Source organism: Rhodococcus sp. AZ1 (assembly GCF_054979605.1).
Window position 1 is genome coordinate 184571 of sequence record NZ_JBUEQF010000006.1, and the last position, 20522, is coordinate 205092.

Genomic DNA, 20522 nt, shown 5'->3' on the forward strand with positions numbered 1-20522 from the left:
TCAGCGCACCCTGTCAGCGACGCTTCTTGGACTTCGGCGGGCGCTTGGTGGTGCGTGCGCCGGCGCGGGCGGCCTCACGGCGTTCCCGCCGCGTTCCCTCCGGCGTCGCGGGGGCGTCACGCCGCACCGTGGGCTCGGCATCCTCGTTCGGCCCCGAGTAGGACATTGCTGCCGGTGCGGGTGTCGGTGCCGCCGCCGCGACGGGAGAGCGCAGACCGGCGCCGACCTGCAGGCCCGCCGACGCGGCCACACTCGGCGCCTCCTGCGGTGCCGCCTCGACCTGAAGGTTGAACAGGAATCCGACGGATTCCTCCTTCATGCCGTCGAGCATGCCGGTGAACATGTCGTAGCCTTCGCGCTGGTACTCGACGAGTGGATCGCGCTGGGCCATCGCCCGCAGGCCGATGCCCTCCTTGAGGTAGTCCATCTCGTACAGGTGCTCGCGCCACTTGCGGTCGAGAACCGACAGCAGGACGCGGCGCTCGAGTTCCCGCATACCGCCCTCACCGGCGATCGCGTCGATCTCCGCCTCCCGGCGCGCGTAGGCCGCGCGGGCGTCCTCGAGCAGCGCCTCGAGCAGGTCGTCGCGCGACAGATCACCCTTCTCGCCGAACTCGTCCTCACCGGTGAGGTCCTTGTGCGAGATCCCGATCGGGTACAGCGTCTTCAGGGCCGTCCACAGCTGATCGAGGTCCCAGTCCTCGACGTACCCCTCCGCGGTCGCGCCGTCCACGTAGGCGGTGAGCACGTCGGTGATCATGGCCTCGATCTGGCCCTCCATGTCCTCCCCGCGCAGGATGCGCCGACGCTCGTCGTAGATGACGGTGCGCTGCTGGTTCATCACCTCGTCGTACTTGAGGACGTTCTTGCGGATCTCGAAGTTCTGCTGCTCGACCTGGGTCTGCGCGCTCTTGATGGCCTTGGAGACCATCTTCGCCTCGATGGGCACGTCGTCGGGCAGGTTCAGGCGCGTCATGATCGACTCGAGCGCCGCGCCGTTGAATCGACGCATCAACTCGTCACCGAGCGAGAGGTAGAACCGCGACTCCCCCGGGTCACCCTGGCGACCCGAGCGGCCACGCAGCTGGTTGTCGATGCGACGCGAATCGTGCCGCTCGGTGCCCAGAACGTAGAGACCACCCGCCTCGCGAACCTTCTCGGCGTCCGCCTTGACCTCGGCCTTGACCTTCTCGAGCGTCGGCTCCCACGCCGCCTCGTAGTCCTCGGGCGTCTCGGTCGGATCCAGACCCTGCTTGCGCAGAACCAGGTCGGCGAGAATGTCGGGGTTGCCGCCGAGCACCACGTCGGTACCGCGACCGGCCATGTTCGTGGCCACGGTGACCGCCCCCGAGCGACCGGCCTCGGCGATGATGGTGGCTTCCTGCTCGTGGAACTTGGCGTTTAGCACGCTGTGCACCACACCGCGCTTGGTGAACTGCTTGGACAGGTATTCCGAGCGCTCGACGCTGGTGGTGCCGATCAGGACCGGCTGACCCTTCTCGTGCCGCTCGACCACATCGTCGACGACCGCGGTGAACTTGGCCTCCTCGGTCTTGTAGATCAGATCACCGTTGTCGGTGCGGATCATGGGCCGATTGGTGGGGATCGGGATGACGCCCAACGAGTAGATCTGGTGCAGCTCGGCTGCCTCGGTCTCGGCCGTACCGGTCATCCCGGACAGCTTGTCGTAGAGGCGGAAGTAGTTCTGCAGCGTGATCGTGGCCAGCGTCTGGTTCTCGGCCTTGATCTCCACCCGCTCCTTGGCCTCGATCGCCTGATGCATGCCCTCGTTGTAGCGGCGGCCGACCAGCACACGACCGGTGAACTCGTCGACGATGATCACCTCGCCGTCACGGACGATGTAATCCTTGTCCCTGGTGTAGAGCTCCTTGGCCTTGATCGCGTTGTTGAGGTAACTCACCAGCGGGGAGTTGGCAGCCTCGTAGAGGTTGTCGATGCCGAGCTGATCCTCGACCAGCTCCACCCCGGCTTCGTGGACGCCGACGGTCCGCTTCTTGATATCCACCTCGTAGTGCACGTCCGGCTTCAGCAGCGGCGCGATGCGCGCGAACTCGGCGTACCACTTGCTCGAGGCGTCGGCAGGGCCCGAGATGATGAGCGGCGTGCGAGCCTCGTCGATCAGAATCGAATCGACCTCGTCGACGATGGCGAAGTTGTGCCCGCGCTGGACCAGCTCCTCGAGGGAATGGGTCATGTTGTCGCGCAGGTAGTCGAAACCGAACTCGTTGTTGGTGCCGTAGGTGATGTCGGCGGCATACGCCTCGCGGCGCTCGGCCGGTGACATGCCCGACAGGATCACGTCGACCGACAGACCGAGGAAGCGGTGCACGCGGCCCATCCACTCGGAGTCGCGCTTGGCGAGGTAGTCGTTGACGGTCACCACGTGCACACCGTCACCGGAGATGGCATTGAGGTACGCGGGAAGAACGCAGGTCAGGGTCTTGCCCTCACCGGTCTTCATTTCGGCGATGTTGCCGAAGTGCAGCGCCGCGCCACCCATCACCTGCACGTCGAAGTGGCGCTGCGAGAGAACCCGCCACGACGCCTCCCTGGCCACTGCGAATGCCTCGGGCAGCAGGTCGTCGAGCGTTTCACCGTCGCTGTACCGAGTCCTGAACTCGTCGGTCTTCGCCCGCAGCTCGGCGTCGCTGAGGGCCTCGACGTCGTCGGAGAGGGTCCCCACATGCTCGGCGATGTGCTTGAGCCGCTTGACCATGCGACCTTCACCGAAACGGAGCAACTTGGAAAAAGACAGTGCAGGCACGGTGGTTACTCGTCCTCAATCCTCGGGTGCACAGTGGCGCGCCGGTGTGCACCAGCGCGCCACCATGGTAGGCGTACCCGTCAGGTGAGTCTGATCAGGCCGTAATCGAAGGCGTGCCGACGGTAGACAACGGACGGCCTGTCGGTGGCGCTGTCATGGAACAGATAGAAGTCGTGGCCGACCAGTTCCATCTCGTACAGGGCGTCGTCGACCGACATCGGGGCCGAGGAATGTGTCTTTGTGCGCACGATGCGGCCGGGCCCGGTCGAGGAGTCGTCGACGCTCCACGGGTCGATCTCGGGTTCGGTCGCTCCGAGCGCCTCGGCGGCCAGCGACGCCGTCGCACGCGCAACGGAGGTGGGCGTCTTCTCCCCGTGGTGCACGCGACGCCGGTCCTTGGCCCGGCGCAGTCGCTCCTCGAGCTTGTCGGTGGCGGACTCGAGTGCGGCGTAGAAGCTGTCGGCGCATGCCTCCGCGCGAACGACGGCGCCCTTGCCACGGACGGTGATCTCGACCTGCTGGCAGTTCTTGGCCTGCCGACGATTGCGTTCGTGGAACAGTTCCACGTCGAAGAGATGAATGGTCGGATCGAACCGTTCGAGCCGAGCAAGTTTCTCGGACACGTAGATTCGGAAATGGTCGGGTATCTCGACGTTGCGGCCCTTGACTACGACCTCGGCGCGCATGCCGGGATTCGCAGGACGGTCGTCGTCGGCGAAAATGGTCTCGGCGGTGACGGATGTCGTGGACTGTGTGGTCATGTGAACCTCCCGATTGTGGCCGCGCCATGGCAGATCGGTTGTCCGCGTGGCATATTGCGGCGAATTGTTCGTACGCACCGGGAAGGGGATCCGCCCGGCGCCAGGATGAGTGAGCACCACCTCCTCCGGTATCGGGTATGCCCGAACCTATACCGTCGCCAACCGCTCTGCCAGCATTCACCGACAATTCACACATACGTCTCAGGGCACCGCAGCCACCACCAGAACCGCATCCACCCGAACGCCGCGGCGCGCCAGAGCGTGGACGCTCTCGGCCGAGGTGGCCCCCGTGGTCACCACATCGTCGACCAGCACCACCGACCGTGCCCGCGGATGTGTCCGAACCGCCACCCGGCCCGCGAGATTGTCCCGACGTGCCCGGGCCGACAACCCCACCGAGTCGCGAGTGCGGCGATCCAGACGCAGGCACCGCGCCACACGCGCACCCTCCGAACCCAGTGCCCGTGCGGCCCCGTCCGCCATGCGCGCCACCGGGTCGCCGCCTCGCGCTCGGGCTGCGCGGGCGCGGGACGGGGCGGGAACCAATACCAGCGAGCGCAGTTGCCAGGGGTCGAGCTCACCCTGCTCGCGCAAGGTGCGCACACCGGCGGCGAGCGCGTACCCGAGATGAGCGCCCAGGTCACGACGCCCGCGCTCCTTGGCCTCGATCACTGCGCGGCGGTGCGGGCCGCTGTAGGGGCCGAGCGCCCACACCGGGACGCCGGCGGCGACCCGCGGGTTCACCCGGACGGGCGGACCCGCCAGCGCACTCCGGCAGGCGTCACAGAAGTCGCTGCCCGGGCGGGCACACCCGCCGCACGATCGGGGCAGGACGAGGTCCATCAGGGTCCACATGTACGCCATCGTGTACCGCGGCACCGACACTGCCGACGCAGCACAACACGCATGCGGAGCGATCAGCCGGGCAGAACCGGCTCGGCGCCGCTGCCGGTCAATCCGGCCACCTCACGCCAGTAGCGGTCGTTGGACGGATCCGCGTTGTCGATCTCGAAGACCGCCCGAGAATCGGCGACGAACACCGTGGTCGCCGTCGCGTCGACCAGAACGACCGGAACGGTCAGATTCCGATTGGGCAGCGCGTCGAGCCTCGACCCGTCCACCACGACGGCGACCACAGGCACATCACTGCCGGCCCGCGCCACCACGATGGTGTCGCCCGTGCTCCAGTCCAGTGAGATCGCCGCCCCGCCGAGGCCGGTGGCCACGGCCGTCGGCGCCTGCAGCGAGAACTTGCCCGACGCGTCCCGGACCACCGTGGAGACGTACACGGCGCCGCTGATGATCAGGGCGGCCCGGGTTCCGTCGCGTGAGAGCCGCAGTTCCGCGATGCGTCCCCCTGCCGAGGACAGGGCCGACGAGTCGACGGACGCGACGGTCACCTGCCCGCTCTGGGGATCGCGCGCTGCTCGGATCACCGACACACCGTCCACGACCGCCCACACCGCGTCGCGGTCCGGACCCCAGGTCGGCCTGGTGATCGACACCCCGTCCGCCACGGGGAAGGCTCCGCCGCCGTAGGTTCCCACCACCAGGGCGTCCGGCAGCGCGGGCGAGGGGCGGCCCGTGGCGGCAACCGCGGCCACCAGCGTGCCGTCCGACGACAGCGCGACCGATCGCAGATTGTCGGCCGTGCCGAAGTACCCCTCCACCGGTTCGACGGAGTTGTTCTCCTGCACGCGAACCAGGTCACCGCTCACCAGCGCGTGCAGGCCCATCGCCGATCCGGCCACGGCGACCGGATCGAACGACGCCAGATCGGCCGTGGAGAAGCCGTTCGGCACCGCCGGATCGAGCGGGGCACCGTCCGCGTTCAGCACGTAGGGGCCGGATATGTCCGCCGACGCCAGCGTCCACACAACCTGGGCTGCCAGTTGGCGGCGAAGGTCCGGGGCCATGTCCGACAACCCGGCGAAGTCGACACGGACGCCGCCTAGTCCGACCCCGACCGCGCCCGGTCTTCCGTCGGCCTTGGTGATCGGACCGCTCAGGTTGACCGAGGCCAGGCGGGAGACCACGGCCGGTGCGAGGCTGGTCCGCGGGCCCGCCAGCAAGGTGCCCATCAGCTCGCCGGTCAGCGAGTCCTGCGACACCGACACCCAGCGCGGATCAGGAACCAGGTTGGTTCCGGTCGGGTCGAGGAAGTACACCGAACGGCGCTGGTAGCTGCCCAGGAACTGAGCGCGGTCCATGATCACTCCCCGCGGTACCGACGCCAGCCGCCATTCCCCGTCGATCTTCGTCAAGGTCACCTGGACCTCGAACGACCCGTCGTCGGTGGCGTACTGGCCACCCTGCTCGAGTCGACCGACCCGGTTGGCACGAATGGTGTACTGCGCGAACTCGTTGTCGCGGGAGTCCTCGAGCACGTCGAGTTTGTCGACGATCGTCGCGCTGGCACCGTCGTTCCACTGCCCGGCCGCGCCGGGGGTGAGGAACTGACGGGCCGCGGCATGACCGCTGGTGGGATCGGTGCTCGCCTTGACGAAATCGCGGACGATCAACTGCGGTTCACGACCCGGCACCGGCACCGGCACCGCGGGCGCCTCCGGTCCGCGGGCCACCGTCCCCAGCGACTGCGGTGACGACGACGTGGGCAGGCTCGCGCAACCGGACAGCAGGGCGCTCAACGCCACCAGCACGATCAGCACACGGCGGGTCGCGGGTGGGCGGATCACGGGTGGGGGTGTCACGGGTGGGGATGTCACGGGCGCACCCCCCGACCGGGGACGAGGGGCAGCGGGCTCTCGGCGAGTTTGCGACCGCGCTTGCGAGGAAGTGTGAGCCGGAAGCTGGCGCCCTTGCCGGGCTCGCCCCACGCGTCGAGTCGACCGTCGTGCAGGAGCGCGTCCTCCACACTGATCGCCAGGCCCAGGCCACTACCGCCGGACCGCCGAACTCGCGACGGATCCGATCGCCAGAACCGGTTGAACACCAGTTTCTCCTCACCCGGGCGCAGTCCGATGCCCTGGTCGCGCACCACGACGGCAACCGCGTCGTCGTCGGCTCGCACCCGCAACAGCACAGGTTTGCCCTCACCGTGATCGATGGCGTTGGCCAGAAGGTTGCGCAGCACCCGCTCGACCCGCCGGGGGTCGACATCGGCCACCACGGGTTCGTCGGGCAGATCGATGATCAGTTCCGTTCCCGTGTCGCGGGCCAGGTGACGCACCGTCGAGACCGCAGCCTTGACGCACAGGCGCACGTCGAGCTGCTCGGAGGCCAGCTCGGCGACACCGGCGTCGTGGCGGGAGATCTCGAGCAGATCACCGAGCAGGCTCTCGAATCGGTCGAGTTCGTTGACGAGCAGTTCCGAGGATCGGCGCATCGACGGGGGCAGGTCGTCACTGCCGTCGTGGATCAGCTCGGCCGCCATCCGCACGGTGGTCAGCGGCGTACGTAGCTCATGGGAGACGTCGGAGGTGAACTGGCGCTGCAGATTGCCGAACTCCTCGAGCTGGGTGATCTGCTTGGACAGACTCTCGGCCATCTCGTTGAAGGACATCGCCAGTCGCGCGATGTCGTCCTCGCCGCGTACGGGCATGCGCTCCTTGAGGCGACCGTCCGCGAACCGAACCGCGATCCGGGACGCAGACCGGATCGGCACCACCACCTGGCGCGTCACCAGCATCGAGATCGCGGCGAGAAGCACCAGCAGCGCCGCGCCGCCGATGAGGAGGGTGCCGCGCACCAGTTGCAGGCTCTGGTCCTCACCGCCGAGCGGGAACACCAGGTACAGCTCGAGGGTCGAGAGGTTCGACGAGGTCGGGGTGCCCACGAGCAGCGCCGGTCCGGTGTAGCCGGAGGGGTCGCGGACGGAGGTGTACTGGTAGCTGATCTGCCCGGCCTGCACGAACGCGCGCAGGGCCTCGGGGATCTGATCGGCCGGACCGGACGACGCCTGCGCTCGCGTGCCGTCGCCTGCGACGATCAGAACCGGGTCGAAGGCGCCTGCGGCACTCGTCGCGGGCCCGGAATCGGTGTCCCGGTTGGTCAGCGAGGACCGCACGGACTGCAGCCGGCTCTGCAGGACGGTGGAGTCGTCCGACCCCGCGAGGAGAGTCTCGACGGTGGTGCGTGAGCGTGCGAGCTCCTTGGTGGCAGCGTCGAGCTTGGTCTCGAGCAGACGGTCGGTGATCTGCCCGGTGAGCACCACACCGAGGATGGTGATGACGATGAGCGAGAGCGTCAGCGTCGAGACGACCACCCGCAGTTGGAGGGACCGACGCCACGTTCTAGCTGCGGATCGTCCGACCGAGCGGAGCCATCGGACAACCGGCGCGAACGTGCCGTTGATGCGCCGCCGCGATCGCCGGAGGATCACGGGCGCCGCTGCAGGGGCGATCCGGTCACGGTGGGCCGGCCTTGTAGCCGACGCCGCGCACGGTGAGCACCACCTCGGGGTTCTCCGGATCTGTTTCGACCTTCGACCGCAGACGCTGCACGTGCACGTTCACCAGCCGGGTATCGGCGGCGTGGCGGTACCCCCACACCTGTTCGAGCAGAACCTCACGGGTGAACACCTGGCGCGGCTTGCGGGCCAGGGCGACCAACAGGTCGAACTCGAGCGGTGTCAGCGAGATCGGCCGTCCCGCGCGGGTGACCTTGTGCGCAGGAACATCGACCTCGACGTCTCCGATGGTCAACAACTCGGCCGGGGCGTCGTCGGTGCGACGCAGGCGGGCACGCACGCGGGCGACGAGTTCCTTGGGCTTGAACGGCTTCATGATGTAGTCGTCGGCACCGGACTCGAGCCCGAGCACCACGTCCACGGTGTCGGTCTTGGCCGTGAGCATCACGATCGGGACGGCGGAGTCGGCTCGCAGAACGCGGCAGACATCGATCCCGTTCATCCCGGGGAGCATCAGATCCAGCAGAACCAGATCGGGACGGTTCTCACGCACAGCGGCCAGAGCCTGCGTTCCGTCCCCGACGACGAACGGCTCGAAACCCTCTCCGCGCAGGACGATGGTGAGCATCTCGGCGAGCGCCGTGTCGTCGTCCACAACCAGAATTCGTGGCTTCATGGCCCCTATGGTGTCATCCCCGACGCCGGTGCGGCGTCATTGAGAAGCAGGTCGGCGAGTTCGTCGACGGCAACGGTGTCGATCGGACTGGCGTCGAGGACGTGCCACGGGCTCACCCAGCCGAGGTCGGCAAGTTCGGCGTAGACCTGCGCGGTGCGTAGTTGTAGGCCCGAATCCCGTTCGTACGCATCCCGCGTGCGGGTGGTGTCGCCCTCCTCGCGTCGACGGGCGCGCTCGCGAGCAACCTCCACCGGTACCCCCAGCAGCAGTTGGATGTTCGGCACCGGCAGCCGAAACCGGTCGAACTCGAGCGCCCGCACCCACTCGACGACGCCGCTGCGCGCACCGACCCCGGTGCGCGCAGCCGAGAAGGCGGCATTGCTGGCCACGTACCGGTCGAGCAGCACCACGTCGGCTGTGGACGTCGCCTCCCGCAACTGCTCGGCAGCTGCAGCACGGTCGAGCGCGAACAGCAGTGCCATCGCGTTGACCGACGACGCCAGGTCACCGTGCGCGCCACCGAGAGCCTCCGAGGCGAGGTCGGCGTGCACCGACACCCCGTACCGCGGGAACGCCACGCGCACCACGGTCAGCCCCCGGGCGGTCCACGACGTTGTCAACGCTTCCGACAGGGTGTTCTTCCCAGCGCCGTCGACACCCTCGATCGCGATGAGCACGGCAGATTCAGTAGCGGTAGTGCTCGGGCTTGTAGGGACCCTCGACGTCCACGCCGATGTACTCGGCCTGCTCCTTGGTGAGCTTGGTGATGGACCCGCCGAGCGCCTCGACGTGGATGCGCGCGACCTTCTCGTCGAGGTGCTTGGGCAGGCGGTAGACCTCGTTGTCGTACTCCGACGGCTTGGTCCACAGCTCGATCTGCGCGATGACCTGGTTGGAGAAACTGTTGCTCATCACGAACGACGGGTGACCGGTGGCGTTGCCCAGGTTCAGCAGGCGTCCCTCGGACAGCACGATGATCGAGTGGCCGTCCTTGAAGACGTACTCGTCGACCTGCGGCTTGATGTTGACGCGGATGACCTCGGGCGACTTCTCGAGCCCGGCCATGTCGATCTCGTTGTCGAAGTGGCCGATGTTGCCCAGGATCGCCTGGTGCTTCATCCGACGCATGTGCTCGAAGGTGATGATCTTGAGGTTGCCGGTCGAGGTGATGATGATGTCGGCCTTGTCGACGAACTCGTCGACCGTCCGCACGTCGTAGCCGTCCATCATCGCCTGGAGCGCGTTGATCGGGTCGGCCTCGGTGACGGTGACGCGCGCGCCCTGACCCTTGAGCGCCTCGGCGCAGCCCTTGCCGACGTCTCCGTAGCCGCAGACCAGCACCGACTTGCCGCCGATGAGTACGTCGGTGCCGCGATTGATGCCGTCGATCAGGGAGTGCCGGGTGCCGTACTTGTTGTCGAACTTGCTCTTGGTCACCGAGTCGTTGACGTTGATCGCCGGGAAGGTCAGCTCACCGGCCGCGGCGAACTGGTAGAGCCGCAGCACACCCGTGGTGGTCTCCTCGGTGACCCCGCGAACGGATGCGGCGATCTCGGTCCACTTGGTCGTGGACGCCTCGAGCGATCGGCGCAGCAGGTTCAGGAACACCTGGTACTCGTCGGAATGCTGGTCCTCGTCGATCGGCGGGACCACCCCGGCCTTCTCGAACTGAGCACCACGGAGCACCAGCATGGTGGCGTCGCCGCCGTCGTCGAGGATCATGTTGACCGGGCGCGGCGTGCCGTCGGGCGCGTCGGGCCAGGTGAGCATCTGCTCGGCCGCCCACCAGTACTCCTCGAGCGACTCCTCCTTCCAGGCGAAGACAGGAGTGCCCTGCGGTGCGTCGGGTGTGCCGTGCGGTCCGACGACGACTGCGGCCGCAGCGTGGTCCTGGGTGGAGAAGATGTTGCAGGACGCCCAGCGAACCTCGGCGCCGAGCGCAACGAGGGTCTCGATCAGCACGGCCGTCTGCACAGTCATGTGCAGCGAACCGGAGATGCGCGCGCCCTTGAGCGGGGCGACGTCGGCGTACTCGCGACGCAGAGCCATCAACCCGGGCATCTCGTGCTCGGCGAGGCGAATCTCCTTGCGACCGAACTCGGCGAGCGAGAGATCGCGCACCTTGAAATCGAGGTTCCCGATGCGGTCGGCCTCGAGGCCGGCTCCCGTTGAGGTGGTCATGACAATGCTCCTGATCTGGTGTTTTCGATATCTAGGGTGTCCGGTGGTGCTGGGATGCGTCGGCCGTGTCGTCGCGCCGGTCGAGATCGGGCTCGAGGTAGATCACGCGCGCCGCGGGCACCGCGGCCCGAACACGTGCCTCGGCGCCGTTGATGGCGTCGGCAACCTCCGCCATCGACGAGCCCGGGCGAACAGCGATCTTTGCGGCGAGCAGAATCTCGTCCGGCCCGAGGTACTGGGTACGCGAATGGATGACGCGCTCGACGGACGTTCCGTCGACGAGAGCGTCCAGGATTGCAGTGTTCTCCGCCTGCGTCGCGCCCTCACCGATGAGCAGGCTGTGCATCTCGATGATCAGAATGATCGCGATCACCGCGAGAAGCACCCCGATGGCCACGGTACCCACGCCGTCCCACACCGGATCACCGGTCAACAGCGTCAACCCGACGCCACCGAGCGCGAACAGCAGGCCGATCAGCGCGCCCGTGTCCTCGAGAAGAACCACCGGTAGTTCGGGGCTGCGCGAGTTACGGATGAACCTCCACCACGACGCCGATCCCTTCAACGGTCGCGACTCGACCATGGCGGTGCGGAAACTGAAGCTCTCGAGGCCGATCGCGATCGCCAGGATCACCACCGCCACGATCGGTGCGGTCAGCGGTTCCGGGTGCATGATCTTGTGCACACCCTCGTAGATGGCGAACAGCGCACCGAGAGTGAACAGAACCAGCGCCACCACGAACGAGTAGAAGTAGCGGTTGCGGCCGTATCCGAACGGGTGCAGCTCGTCCGCGTCGCGCCGTGCGCGCCGTTGCCCGAGCAGCAACAGACCCTGGTTGGCGGTGTCGGCCACCGAGTGCACCGACTCGGCCAGCATCGACGACGACCCCGTGATCAGGTAGCCGACGAACTTCGCCAGCGCGATCCCGGCGTTGGCCGCGAGCGCGGCGAGGATCGCGCGCGTGCCCGAGTGACCGCCCCCATGGGGGGCCACGTTCTCCGACGACGTGCTCTGCGCCGACCCGGCCACGTGTTCTCCTTTCCCGGTCATGTCGTGCCCTCCCCCACCGTGCTGTCCCCCACCCCGACTTCGCCCACCGTGACCACGAAGGCCGTCGCGGACCCGCCCACGGCGGCGACGACCGGATCCGGATCGGCGGCCGGCACCCACAGCGCCGACCCGCGCGGGACACCCAGGCTGCCCCGGGCGCCACGTGCGGTCAGTTCGCCGGATGTCACCAGGACCATCATCGGCCCGGAACCCTGTGCGGTGACGGTGAACTCGGATCCCGGATCGAGGTCGAGACGAGAGATCGCGAACTCCGGCGCGGGTGTCGGGTAGCGCTGTAACGAGCCGGTTTCGCCGCCGGCCTCGATGACCGGTGCGTCCACCGATGAGAAGTCGAGCACCCGCAGCAACTCGGGGACGTCGACGTGCTTCGGGGTCAGACCACCGCGAAGGACGTTGTCGGAGTTGGCCATCACCTCCACCGCAGTGCCGCGCAGGTAGGCGTGCAGGTTGCCGGCGTCGAGGTAGAGCGCCTGGCCGGGTTCGAGGGTTACGCGGTTGAGCAGCAACGCGGCCAACACGCCGCCGTCGCCGGGATACGCCTCGCCCAATTCGAGGGTGGTCTGCAACTCCCGGGTGTGAGCGCTCTCCCCGCCGGCCAGCGCGCCGACACACGCGGTGAGGACGGCGGGAAGAATCTGGTCGAGCGCACTTTGCGGCAGCGTGATCCAGGATGTGAACACTGCCCGCAGACCATCGGAGTCCGCTTGTGCTGCAAGCATATTCGTGTACGGTGCCAATTCGGGGACGTCCAGTGAGCGCAGCAGATCGATCGTGGCGGCAGGGTCGCGGAACCCTGCGAGGGCCTCGAACCGCGTCAACGCCACGACCACCTCGGGCTTGTGGCTGGCATCGCGATAGTTGCGTACAGGCGAGTCCATCGGAACACCGGCGACGTTCTCACGTGCGAAGCCCTCCCTCGCCTGATCGAGAGACGGGTGAGCCTGCAGCGACAGCGGCTCCTCCGCGGCGAGCAGCTTCAGCAGGAAGGGCAACCGCGGACCGAACGCGTCGACGACGGCGGCGCCGAGAGCAGCGACGGGGTCGGCATCGATCACCTCCAGCAGCGACCGCGGACCCTCGGCGGTGTGCACCGTGGACGGATCGCCGGGGTGCGCCCCGAACCACAGCTCCGCCTCGGGATGAGCCGACGGCGTGGGTAGCCCGCGCAGTTCGGCGAGCGCGGTCCGTGATCCCCACGCATACGACCGCGTGGCCCCGTCGATCAGGTGCACTCAGTGCCCGCCCGTCAGTTGCAGATAGGCGGCGGCGATATCCAGGCGCGACGCCACCACCAGGGCTGCGGCCAAGCCCCGCACCGCCGCGGGATCGTTCTCGGTGTCGGCGGAGAGGACGTCGACATCCGGAAGCAGCGCCAGACGCCTGTTCAGCAGCATCCGATCGGGTTCGTTCGTCACCGCGAACACCCGCACGGGGTGAGCCGGCAGCGGCCCGTCGAGGTGCTCGTCGTGGAAGAGCGGGTCCACCACCAGGGTCGAGGGCGAGGATGCGCCGCCGAGGGAACCGAATTCGGCCACTGTGGCGACAGCCTCGGTGAGCTCGGCCGCCGCGGACACCTCGGATCCGGCCCGCAGCAACGCCTCACTGCCGTGCCTGGCCACCTCGGTGGTGACCGCGCTGTCTCCCACCAACACCACGCGTCGACCGTGCACCCGCGAGGCGATGGTCTTGGCCGGGTTGCGGAACACCTCGATCGACGGGTGATCGCGTGCGGCCTCGACGTCGAGAAGATCGGCGAGCGAATCGAGTCCGGTCGGGGCGCCGCCGACGGCGTCGACGACGGCGACGAACACCGCCACGTAGCGGGCGAGAGCGTGACGGTCCATGACGGTCATCCGCGGCGGTAGCGCGGCGGCGCGACCTTCGGCGGCCGAGCGCAACGGACCCTCGTCCGGTGCGGCCACGACCACCTCGGCGCGGCGGCGGACCGCGGCGGCGATCGACTCGGCCAGGGCGGGATCACCGGCGTCGTCACCGGCGACCACGACCACGTCCAACGGGCCCACCCACGGCGGTGTAGCAGGGGTGACCAGCACGGGAACCGAGCTGCGCGGCGCCAGCGAGGCGGCCACCAGATTCGCTGCCCGGCGCGCGCGACCCGCGGCGGCCACCAGGACCACCGAACGCGGCCGCAGTCCGTCGATGGCGCGGAGGGCACCCTCGGACACCGCGGCGGCGGTAGCGCGCACCTGGGCACCGGAGAGTGCAGCGGACTGCAGGGCACCGCGAACGTCGGCGTCCATGATCGACGCGGTGTCGTCGAGGTCGACGACGGTAGATGGCGCGGTCATGGTGTCGTCCCCCTCTCCGTGGCGTTTCGATCGGTTCCTACTCGGGTCCTCAGCCTGTCACACCGAGCGGACACCCGGCGGCTGTCCTGTATTCGACACCGGTCGCCCGCGGGCGTGGTCGGCGGTCAGTCGCCCGCGCGCACGATCGCCAGAATTTCCTCCACCAGGGCAGAGACCTTGGCCGCGTCCGCTGCCTCGACGTTCAGGCGCAGCAACGGCTCGGTGTTGGACGCTCGGAGATTGAACCAGGATCCGTCGGCAAGGCTCACGGTGACCCCGTCGAGGCGATCGACCGAATCGGTGCGGTCGGCGAACGCCTCGATCACGCGGGTGGTGGCACCCGCCGCGTCCGCCACGGTCGAGTTGATCTCACCCGAGGCCGCGTACACCTCGTACTGCGCCATGAGCTCGGAGAGCGGACGGTCCTGCGTGCCCAGCGCGGCCAGCACGTGCAGGGCCGCGATGATGCCGGAGTCGGCGCCCCAGAAGTCCCGGAAGTAGTAGTGCGCGGAGTGCTCGCCACCGAACACTGCACCCGACTCGGCCATCAGGGCCTTGATGAACGAGTGGCCGACGCGGGTTCGGACGGCGGTACCGCCGAGGCGCTCCACCAGTTCGGGCACCGCGCGGGAGGTGATCAGATTGTGGATGATCGTCGCCCCCGGCTCGCGACCGAGCTCCCGTTCGGCGACCAGGGCAGTGATGGCCGACGGGGACACCGGTTCACCTCGCTCGTCGACGACGAAGCAGCGATCGGCGTCTCCGTCGAAGGCCAGGCCGATGTCGGCGCCGGTCTCGGTGACGAACTTCTGCAGATCGACCAGGTTCGCCGGTTCGAGAGGGTTGGCCTCGTGATTGGGGAATGTGCCGTCGAGTTCGAAGTACAGCGGCCGCACGTCCACCGACACCGGCCCCAGCACCGCCGGGACGGTGTGTCCGCCCATCCCGTTGCCGGCGTCGACGGCCACCACCAGGGGCCGAATGGCGGAGGTGTCGACGAGGGTTCGCACGAACTGCGCGTAGTCGGCCAGCACATCGGTCTCGGACACCACGCCTCGGGCCCGGGCGTACACCGGAACCTCGGTGGCGACCTGTTCGCTGATGGTGGCCAGCCCGCTGTCCTGACCCACCGGCTTCGCGCCGGCGCGGCAGAGCTTGATGCCGTTGTACTTGGCGGGATTGTGGCTGGCGGTGAACATCGCGCCCGGGCAGTCGAAGGTGCCGGACGCGAAGTACAGCTGATCGGTGGAGGCGAGCCCGATGTGCACCACGTCCAGACCCTGAGCGGTGACACCGTCGGCGAACGCGGCGGCGAGCGCCGGTGACGAGTCGCGCATGTCGTGACCGATCACCACATTGACCGCTCCCTCCGAGCGCATCAGGGCGGCGAAGGCGGCACCGACGTCCCGTACGAAGTCGGCGTCGATCTGTTCGCCGACGACACCTCGCACGTCGTAGGCCTTGATGACGGCGCGGACGAGTTCGGGTGAACGGGTCACGGATACTCCTGGCGTGAGGGGCGGACAGGCGCGGGCACAGCGAAAGGCCGGTCCGACGCACGAATCGTAGTTGTGAGGAGATCAGTTCGTCGGGTCGGGAAGCACACGCAGATGACCGCGCCGGCCCGTGCGGGCGGGCGGGGATGACGGCAGCGACGCCGTGGTGGGCTCGGCCGCGCGCGAACCGCCCAGCGGGCGCACCGCCGTCTGCGCCTCGCGGACGGCTTCGGCGAGGGCGGTGAGATCGTCGTCGTCGGTGGGTGCGCTGGCGAACCCGCCCTCGTAGCGCACCATCTCCCACCCCTTGGGGGCGGTGATGCGGGAGCCGTGCACCTCGCACAGATCCCACGAGTGCGGCTCGGACACCGTGGCGAGCGGACCGACCACGGCGGTGGAATCGGAGTACACATAGGTGAGCGTGGCGACGGCAGGCCTGCTGCACCCCGGCCGACTGCATCCACGTGTCGCTCTCACACGCCACACAGTAGACCCGGACTCGGGCGCCGCCTACGCAACACGCGGCCCGGCGGATCGCTCGCGTCCGAGCTGATCGACGCCCCTCGGTACAGTTCCCCCATGCCGGACTCCCGAACCCCAGAACCGGGCCGTCGGCGACCGTCCACTGCGCGGTCGATCCAACGTCGCGGACGGGGATTGCGTGGGCGACTGTTCCCCGAGGGGGTCCCCGCGTCGCGGACGCGCGCCGAGAAGTTCGACACCGTGGTTCTCGAGGCGTTCGAGGACATCGATCGGCGGTGGCACGATCGACTGACCAAACTCGACATCGCCGTCGACGACGTACCGAAGATCCGGGCCGTCGATCCGGAGAGCATCACCTGGCCGGCGGAAGTGGTGGCCGAGGGTCCCGTGCCACTTTCGCGTCTGATTCCGGCGGGTGTCGACGCGCGAGGCGCGACCACCCGTGCGCGGGTCGTGCTGTTCCGCAGACCGCTCGAGAAGCGCGCGCACGATCGCCTCGAGCTCACCGACCTCGTGCGCGAGGTTCTGGTGGAGCAGGTGGCCACCTACCTGGGTCTGACCCCGGAGGTCATCGACCCGGACGGTACTCCCGACGACGACTGACGTTCAGTCGGGTCAGACGATGCCGCGCTTGAGGCGCCGGCGCTCCCGCTCGGACAGGCCACCCCAGATGCCGAAACGCTCGTCGTGCTCGAGCGCGTACTCGAGGCACTCGTCCTTGACCTCGCATCCCAGGCAGATGCGCTTGGCCTCGCGAGTGGAACCACCCTTCTCGGGGAAGAACGCCTCGGGGTCGGTCTGCGCGCACAGGGCGCGCTCCTGCCACTGCTCTTGACCCTCGTCCTCGGCGGTGTCGATGAGCATCGGCACCAGGCCCAGCCGGGGCACCACCATCTCGTGCAGCGGGATCTCACGATCACCATGGTCGGGTGCACTCGGCTCTGCACCGACCGAGGCATCGATGTGCGGGCGTGCGTCGGCGTTGTGGTCGAGCATCATCTCCGCCTCCTCTACGTGTGTGCGTGGCGGACGCCGATGGCGCCCGACCACATATGTGCAGTCGTTCCGTGATTCCCCGACCCTGCAAAACCCAAACAGTGCTCCAGCAACAAACAATGCTCCAGCAACAAACAGTGCTCCAGCAAGGAAAAACCCAGTGCTCCAGCAAGAACCCCGACGAGCCGACGGTGCCGCCGCGAACATCGACCGGGATTCTGCAAGCGCCCCGAACGGGTGTTCGAATACTGGCCCGTCTCAAGCGAACTCGGTGTCCGAGACAGGAATAACACTGCTGTGATTACACACGTCCGGTGTGTCGCGGTCAAGCCGATCAGGAATTTTCCAATACCATCCCGCTCCCCGTTTTCTCGCGCACCGCGCGGTCGGTGTCGCGGGCGAGTCGCGTCACCCGATCGCACACTGCCGGGCGAGTCGTACGCGCCCCGTACGACTACCCTGGGCCGTCGTGTGAGTGGAAGCGTGACGGCGACAGCATGAGGGTGACAGCGTGAAGGTGACGGTTCTGGTCGGCGGCGTCGGCGGCGCCCGGTTCCTGCAGGGCCTGCGGGCACTGCTGGGTGAGGGCGACGAGATCACGGCCGTGGTCAACGTCGGTGACGACGTGTGGATGCACGGCCTGCGCATCTGCCCGGACCTCGACACCTGCATGTACACCCTCGGCGACGGGATCGACACCGAGCGCGGGTGGGGTCGCAAGAACGAGAGCTGGAGCGCGAAAGAGGAACTGGCCGCCTACGGCGCCGATCCCACGTGGTTCGGCCTCGGCGATCGCGACATCGCCACCCACCTGATCCGTACCCGCATGCTCAACGCCGGCTACCCGCTCTCGGCTGTCACCGAAGCGCTGTGCGACCGCTGGAAGCCCGGGGTGCGCCTGCTCCCGGTCACCGACGCACGCAGCGAGACCCACGTGGTGGTCAGCGAACCCGAGTCCGGCGAACAGCGCGCAATTCATTTCCAGGAATGGTGGGTTCGGTACCGGGCGAAGATTCCCACGCACAGCTTCGCCTTCATCGGCACGGCCGACGCCACCCCGGCCGACGGTGTGCTGGAGGCGATCTCCGGTGCCGACGCAGTGCTCATCGCGCCGTCGAATCCGGTGGTCAGCGTGGGCGCCATTCTCGAGGTTCCCGGTATCCGCGGTGCACTGCGCACCACCGCCGCGAAGGTGGTGGGCATGTCACCGGTGATCGACGGAAAGCCGTTGCGCGGCATGGCGGACGAGTGTCTGACGGTGATCGGGGTGGACACCACCGCCGAGGCGATCGGCCGGTTGTACGGCGCCCGCTCGGCCACCGGGATCCTCGACGCCTGGCTGATCCACACCGGCGACACCGCCGACGTACCCGGCGTGGACGTGCGCGCGGTCCCGCTCCTGATGACCGACCCCGCCACCACCACCGCCGAGATGGCCAGGGCCGCACTGGCTGCGGCGGGTGTGTCCGTGGACCGACCGTGATCACCGACCACTCCCCCGGCGGATCGCTCGAGATCATCCCCGTGCACGGTCTGCCGGAGTTCCGCCCCGGTGACGATCTGGCGGACACCCTCGCCGCGGCGGCCCCCTGGCTGGCCACCGGCGACGTGCTGGTGGTCACCAGCAAGGTCTTCTCCAAGATCGAAGGACGCCTGGTGCCGGCCCCCGTCGACGCCGAGGAGCGGGATGCACTGCGTCGCAGGCTCGTCGAGCAGGAAGCGGTTCGCGTGGTTGCGCGGCGGGGGCGAACCCTGATCACCGAGAATCGGCTCGGCATCGTTCAGGCCGCGTCGGGAGTGGACGGGTCCAACGTCGAATCCGACGAACTGGCGCTGCTCCCGGTGGACCCCGACAAGTCCGCCGCCACACTGCGTGAGGCCATCCGTGAGCGGCTCGGGGTGGAGGTGGCCGTGGTGGTCACCGACACCATGGGCCGCGCCTGGCGGGTGGGCCAGACCGACGCGGCCATCGGCGCTGCCGGCCTGGCGGTGCTGCATCCGTACGCCGGGGGTGAGGACGGTCAGGGAAATCCGTTGCTGGTCACCGAAATTGCGGTGGCCGACGAGATCGCCGCCGCCGCGGACCTGGTCAAGGGCAAGCTCGGATCGGTCCCGGTGGCCGTGGTGCGGGGTCTGACGCCGGTCGACGACGGGTCCACCGCCGCCGCGCTGGTGCGACCCGGTCAGGATGATCTGTTCTGGTTGGGCACCGAGGAGGCGCTGGCCCGCGGACGTCGCGAGGCGGTGCCCCGTCGCCGCACGGTTCGCCACTTCACCGACGAGGCGGTCGATCCCGCCGATATCCGCGACGCCCTCGCCGACGCCCTCACCGCACCCGCCCCGCATCACACCCGCCCGGTGCGGTTCGTCTGGGTGCGCACACCGGACGTCCGCACACGACTGCTCGATGCGATGGCCCAGCGCTGGCGCGAGGACCTGCGCGGCGACGGACGACCCGAGGCGGAGGTCTCGGCGCGGGTGGCGCGCGGCGAACTGCTCTACACCGCACCGGAAGTGGTCCTCCCCTTCCTGGTGACCGACGGCGCGCACACCTACCCCGACGCCGCCCGCTCCGCTGCGGAGCAGGTGATGTTCACCGTCGCCGGGGGCGCGGCGGTGCAGGCTCTGCTGGTGGCCCTCGCGGCGCGGGATCTCGGTAGCTGCTGGGTCGGGTCCACCATCTTCGCCGCCGACGTCGTGCGAGCCGAGTTGGACCTTCCCGAGACGTGGGCGCCGCTCGGTGCCGTCGCGATCGGACGGCCCGCGCAGTCCCCTGCGCCCCGCGAGGTCCGCGACCTCGGCGACCAGGTGGTTCAGCGATGACGGGCCTACACCGGTCGGCGGTGTCGGCGCTCACCGACTTCCGCGCGTACACCGATGCCGAGGACTCGCTCCGGCACACCATGCTGGCGTTTCTCGACAGTGCGCCGGACGGGTGTCTGCGCGCCAATGTCGCGGGGCACATCACCGCGTCGTCGCTGGTGCTCGATCACGATGGCTGCCACGTGCTGCTGACGCTGCATCCGCGGATCGGGCGGTGGGTGCAACTCGGGGGTCACTGCGAGCCGAGCGACGAGACCGTGGTCGATGCGGCGTTCCGCGAGGCCACCGAGGAATCCGGGATCGACGGGCTGACCATCGACCCGAACCTGCTGACCCTGCACACCCACCCGATCACGTGCTCACTGGGCGTACCCACCCGGCACCTGGACCTGCGCTACCTCGTGCGGGCACCGCGGAACGCGCGCCCGGTGCGCAGCAGCGAATCCACCGACCTGCGGTGGTGGCCCGTCGACGACCTACCACCGGACGCCGACGCCGAGAACGTGCGCGCCATGATCACCGCCGCGAGCCGACGCCTCTGAACGGGTTTGCCCGGCGAGACGCCGGAGAG

Annotated in this window: 18 protein-coding genes; 4 read left to right on the forward strand and 14 right to left on the reverse strand. The window is 68.5% G+C overall.

The genetic code is table 11. The annotated features are described in order from the left end of the window. Positions 1-13: 13 nt before the first annotated feature. The 13 genes from secA to ACY48E_RS09955 all read right to left on the reverse strand — a co-directional run bounded on the left by secA (position 14) and on the right by ACY48E_RS09955 (position 16126). The gene (secA, locus tag ACY48E_RS09895) at positions 14-2785 is read right to left on the reverse strand and encodes a preprotein translocase subunit SecA (protein WP_462871981.1); all 2772 of its coding nucleotides are present in this window, start codon (positions 2783-2785) and stop codon (positions 14-16) included. An 80-nt stretch (positions 2786-2865) separates the two neighbouring features. Then, positions 2866-3546 carry a ribosome hibernation-promoting factor, HPF/YfiA family gene (hpf, locus tag ACY48E_RS09900; protein ID WP_462871982.1) on the reverse strand — a complete coding sequence of 227 codons (681 nt, stop codon included), beginning with the start codon at positions 3544-3546 and terminating at the stop codon, positions 2866-2868. A 201-nt stretch (positions 3547-3747) separates the two neighbouring features. Beyond that, entirely contained in the window at positions 3748-4401 is a 654-nt protein-coding gene (locus ACY48E_RS09905; RefSeq protein WP_462872068.1) for a ComF family protein, read from the reverse strand. Between the two features lie 62 nt (positions 4402-4463). Further along, positions 4464-6242 carry an MtrAB system accessory lipoprotein LpqB gene (gene lpqB / locus ACY48E_RS09910; protein ID WP_462872069.1) on the reverse strand — a complete coding sequence of 593 codons (1779 nt, stop codon included), beginning with the start codon at positions 6240-6242 and terminating at the stop codon, positions 4464-4466. Positions 6243-6268: 26 nt separating this feature from the next. After that, positions 6269-7888 carry an MtrAB system histidine kinase MtrB gene (gene mtrB / locus ACY48E_RS09915; protein ID WP_462871983.1) on the reverse strand — a complete coding sequence of 540 codons (1620 nt, stop codon included), beginning with the start codon at positions 7886-7888 and terminating at the stop codon, positions 6269-6271. 25 nt (positions 7889-7913) lie between these two features. Then, complete coding sequence (gene mtrA / locus ACY48E_RS09920; RefSeq protein ID WP_462871984.1) at positions 7914-8591, reverse strand: MtrAB system response regulator MtrA; 678 nt, start codon at positions 8589-8591, stop codon at positions 7914-7916. 5 nt (positions 8592-8596) lie between these two features. After that, positions 8597-9268: a dTMP kinase gene (locus tag ACY48E_RS09925; RefSeq protein WP_462871985.1), complete on the reverse strand. Its 672-nt coding sequence runs from the start codon at positions 9266-9268 to the stop codon at positions 8597-8599. 7 nt (positions 9269-9275) lie between these two features. Continuing rightward, complete coding sequence (gene ahcY / locus ACY48E_RS09930; RefSeq protein WP_462871986.1) at positions 9276-10772, reverse strand: adenosylhomocysteinase; 1497 nt, start codon at positions 10770-10772, stop codon at positions 9276-9278. 31 nt (positions 10773-10803) lie between these two features. Next, positions 10804-11823, reverse strand: coding sequence for a cation diffusion facilitator family transporter (locus ACY48E_RS09935; protein WP_462871987.1), 1020 nt, complete (start codon positions 11821-11823; stop codon positions 10804-10806). Next, complete coding sequence (manA, locus tag ACY48E_RS09940; RefSeq protein ID WP_462871988.1) at positions 11820-13076, reverse strand: mannose-6-phosphate isomerase, class I; 1257 nt, start codon at positions 13074-13076, stop codon at positions 11820-11822. Before manA ends, ACY48E_RS09935 begins: the two co-directional genes overlap by 4 nt. Then, positions 13077-14153: a tobH protein gene (locus tag ACY48E_RS09945; RefSeq protein ID WP_462871989.1), complete on the reverse strand. Its 1077-nt coding sequence runs from the start codon at positions 14151-14153 to the stop codon at positions 13077-13079. It lies immediately after the preceding gene. Positions 14154-14278: 125 nt separating this feature from the next. Beyond that, positions 14279-15652, reverse strand: a complete 1374-nt coding sequence (locus tag ACY48E_RS09950; protein ID WP_462871990.1) for a phosphomannomutase/phosphoglucomutase — start codon at positions 15650-15652, stop codon at positions 14279-14281. An 81-nt stretch (positions 15653-15733) separates the two neighbouring features. Continuing rightward, positions 15734-16126 (reverse strand): DUF3499 domain-containing protein, encoded by a 393-nt coding sequence (locus ACY48E_RS09955; RefSeq protein WP_462871991.1) that lies wholly within the window; start codon positions 16124-16126, stop codon positions 15734-15736. A gap of 102 nt (positions 16127-16228) precedes the next feature. Here ACY48E_RS09955 and ACY48E_RS09960 point away from each other — a divergent pair, with 102 nt between their 5' ends. After that, the gene (locus ACY48E_RS09960) at positions 16229-16735 is read left to right on the forward strand and encodes a metallopeptidase family protein (protein WP_462871992.1); all 507 of its coding nucleotides are present in this window, start codon (positions 16229-16231) and stop codon (positions 16733-16735) included. 12 nt (positions 16736-16747) lie between these two features. Here ACY48E_RS09960 and ACY48E_RS09965 read toward each other — a convergent pair whose 3' ends face one another. Beyond that, positions 16748-16996 (reverse strand): WhiB family transcriptional regulator, encoded by a 249-nt coding sequence (locus ACY48E_RS09965; RefSeq protein ID WP_462872070.1) that lies wholly within the window; start codon positions 16994-16996, stop codon positions 16748-16750. A gap of 643 nt (positions 16997-17639) precedes the next feature. On the opposite strand from ACY48E_RS09965, the gene cofD reads away from it, so the two are divergent. Genes cofD through ACY48E_RS09980 form a run of 3 tightly spaced genes read left to right on the forward strand, consistent with a single transcriptional unit; the run spans position 17640 to position 20493 of the window. Next, positions 17640-18611: a 2-phospho-L-lactate transferase gene (cofD, locus tag ACY48E_RS09970; protein ID WP_462871993.1), complete on the forward strand. Its 972-nt coding sequence runs from the start codon at positions 17640-17642 to the stop codon at positions 18609-18611. Then, entirely contained in the window at positions 18608-19951 is a 1344-nt protein-coding gene (locus tag ACY48E_RS09975; RefSeq protein WP_462871994.1) for a coenzyme F420-0:L-glutamate ligase, read from the forward strand. Before cofD ends, ACY48E_RS09975 begins: the two co-directional genes overlap by 4 nt. Then, positions 19948-20493 carry an NUDIX hydrolase gene (locus ACY48E_RS09980; RefSeq protein ID WP_462871995.1) on the forward strand — a complete coding sequence of 182 codons (546 nt, stop codon included), beginning with the start codon at positions 19948-19950 and terminating at the stop codon, positions 20491-20493. The genes ACY48E_RS09975 and ACY48E_RS09980 overlap by 4 nt, the downstream gene beginning before the upstream one ends. Positions 20494-20522: the final 29 nt, after the last annotated feature.

Excerpts from the sequence above, each read along its gene's own strand:
- hpf (WP_462871982.1), bottom strand. The coding sequence starts at position 3,546 with ATGACCACACAGTCCACGACATCCGTCACCGCCGAGACCATTTTCGCC.
- ACY48E_RS09905 (WP_462872068.1), bottom strand. The coding sequence starts at position 4,401 with ATGTGGACCCTGATGGACCTCGTCCTGCCCCGATCGTGCGGCGGGTGT.
- mtrA (WP_462871984.1), bottom strand. The coding sequence starts at position 8,591 with ATGAAGCCACGAATTCTGGTTGTGGACGACGACACGGCGCTCGCCGAG.
- ahcY (WP_462871986.1), bottom strand. The coding sequence starts at position 10,772 with ATGACCACCTCAACGGGAGCCGGCCTCGAGGCCGACCGCATCGGGAAC.
- ACY48E_RS09935 (WP_462871987.1), bottom strand. The coding sequence starts at position 11,823 with ATGACCGGGAAAGGAGAACACGTGGCCGGGTCGGCGCAGAGCACGTCG.
- ACY48E_RS09945 (WP_462871989.1), bottom strand. The coding sequence starts at position 14,153 with ATGACCGCGCCATCTACCGTCGTCGACCTCGACGACACCGCGTCGATC.
- ACY48E_RS09960 (WP_462871992.1), top strand. The coding sequence starts at position 16,229 with ATGCCGGACTCCCGAACCCCAGAACCGGGCCGTCGGCGACCGTCCACT.
- ACY48E_RS09965 (WP_462872070.1), bottom strand. The coding sequence starts at position 16,996 with ATGCTCATCGACACCGCCGAGGACGAGGGTCAAGAGCAGTGGCAGGAG.
- ACY48E_RS09980 (WP_462871995.1), top strand. The coding sequence starts at position 19,948 with ATGACGGGCCTACACCGGTCGGCGGTGTCGGCGCTCACCGACTTCCGC.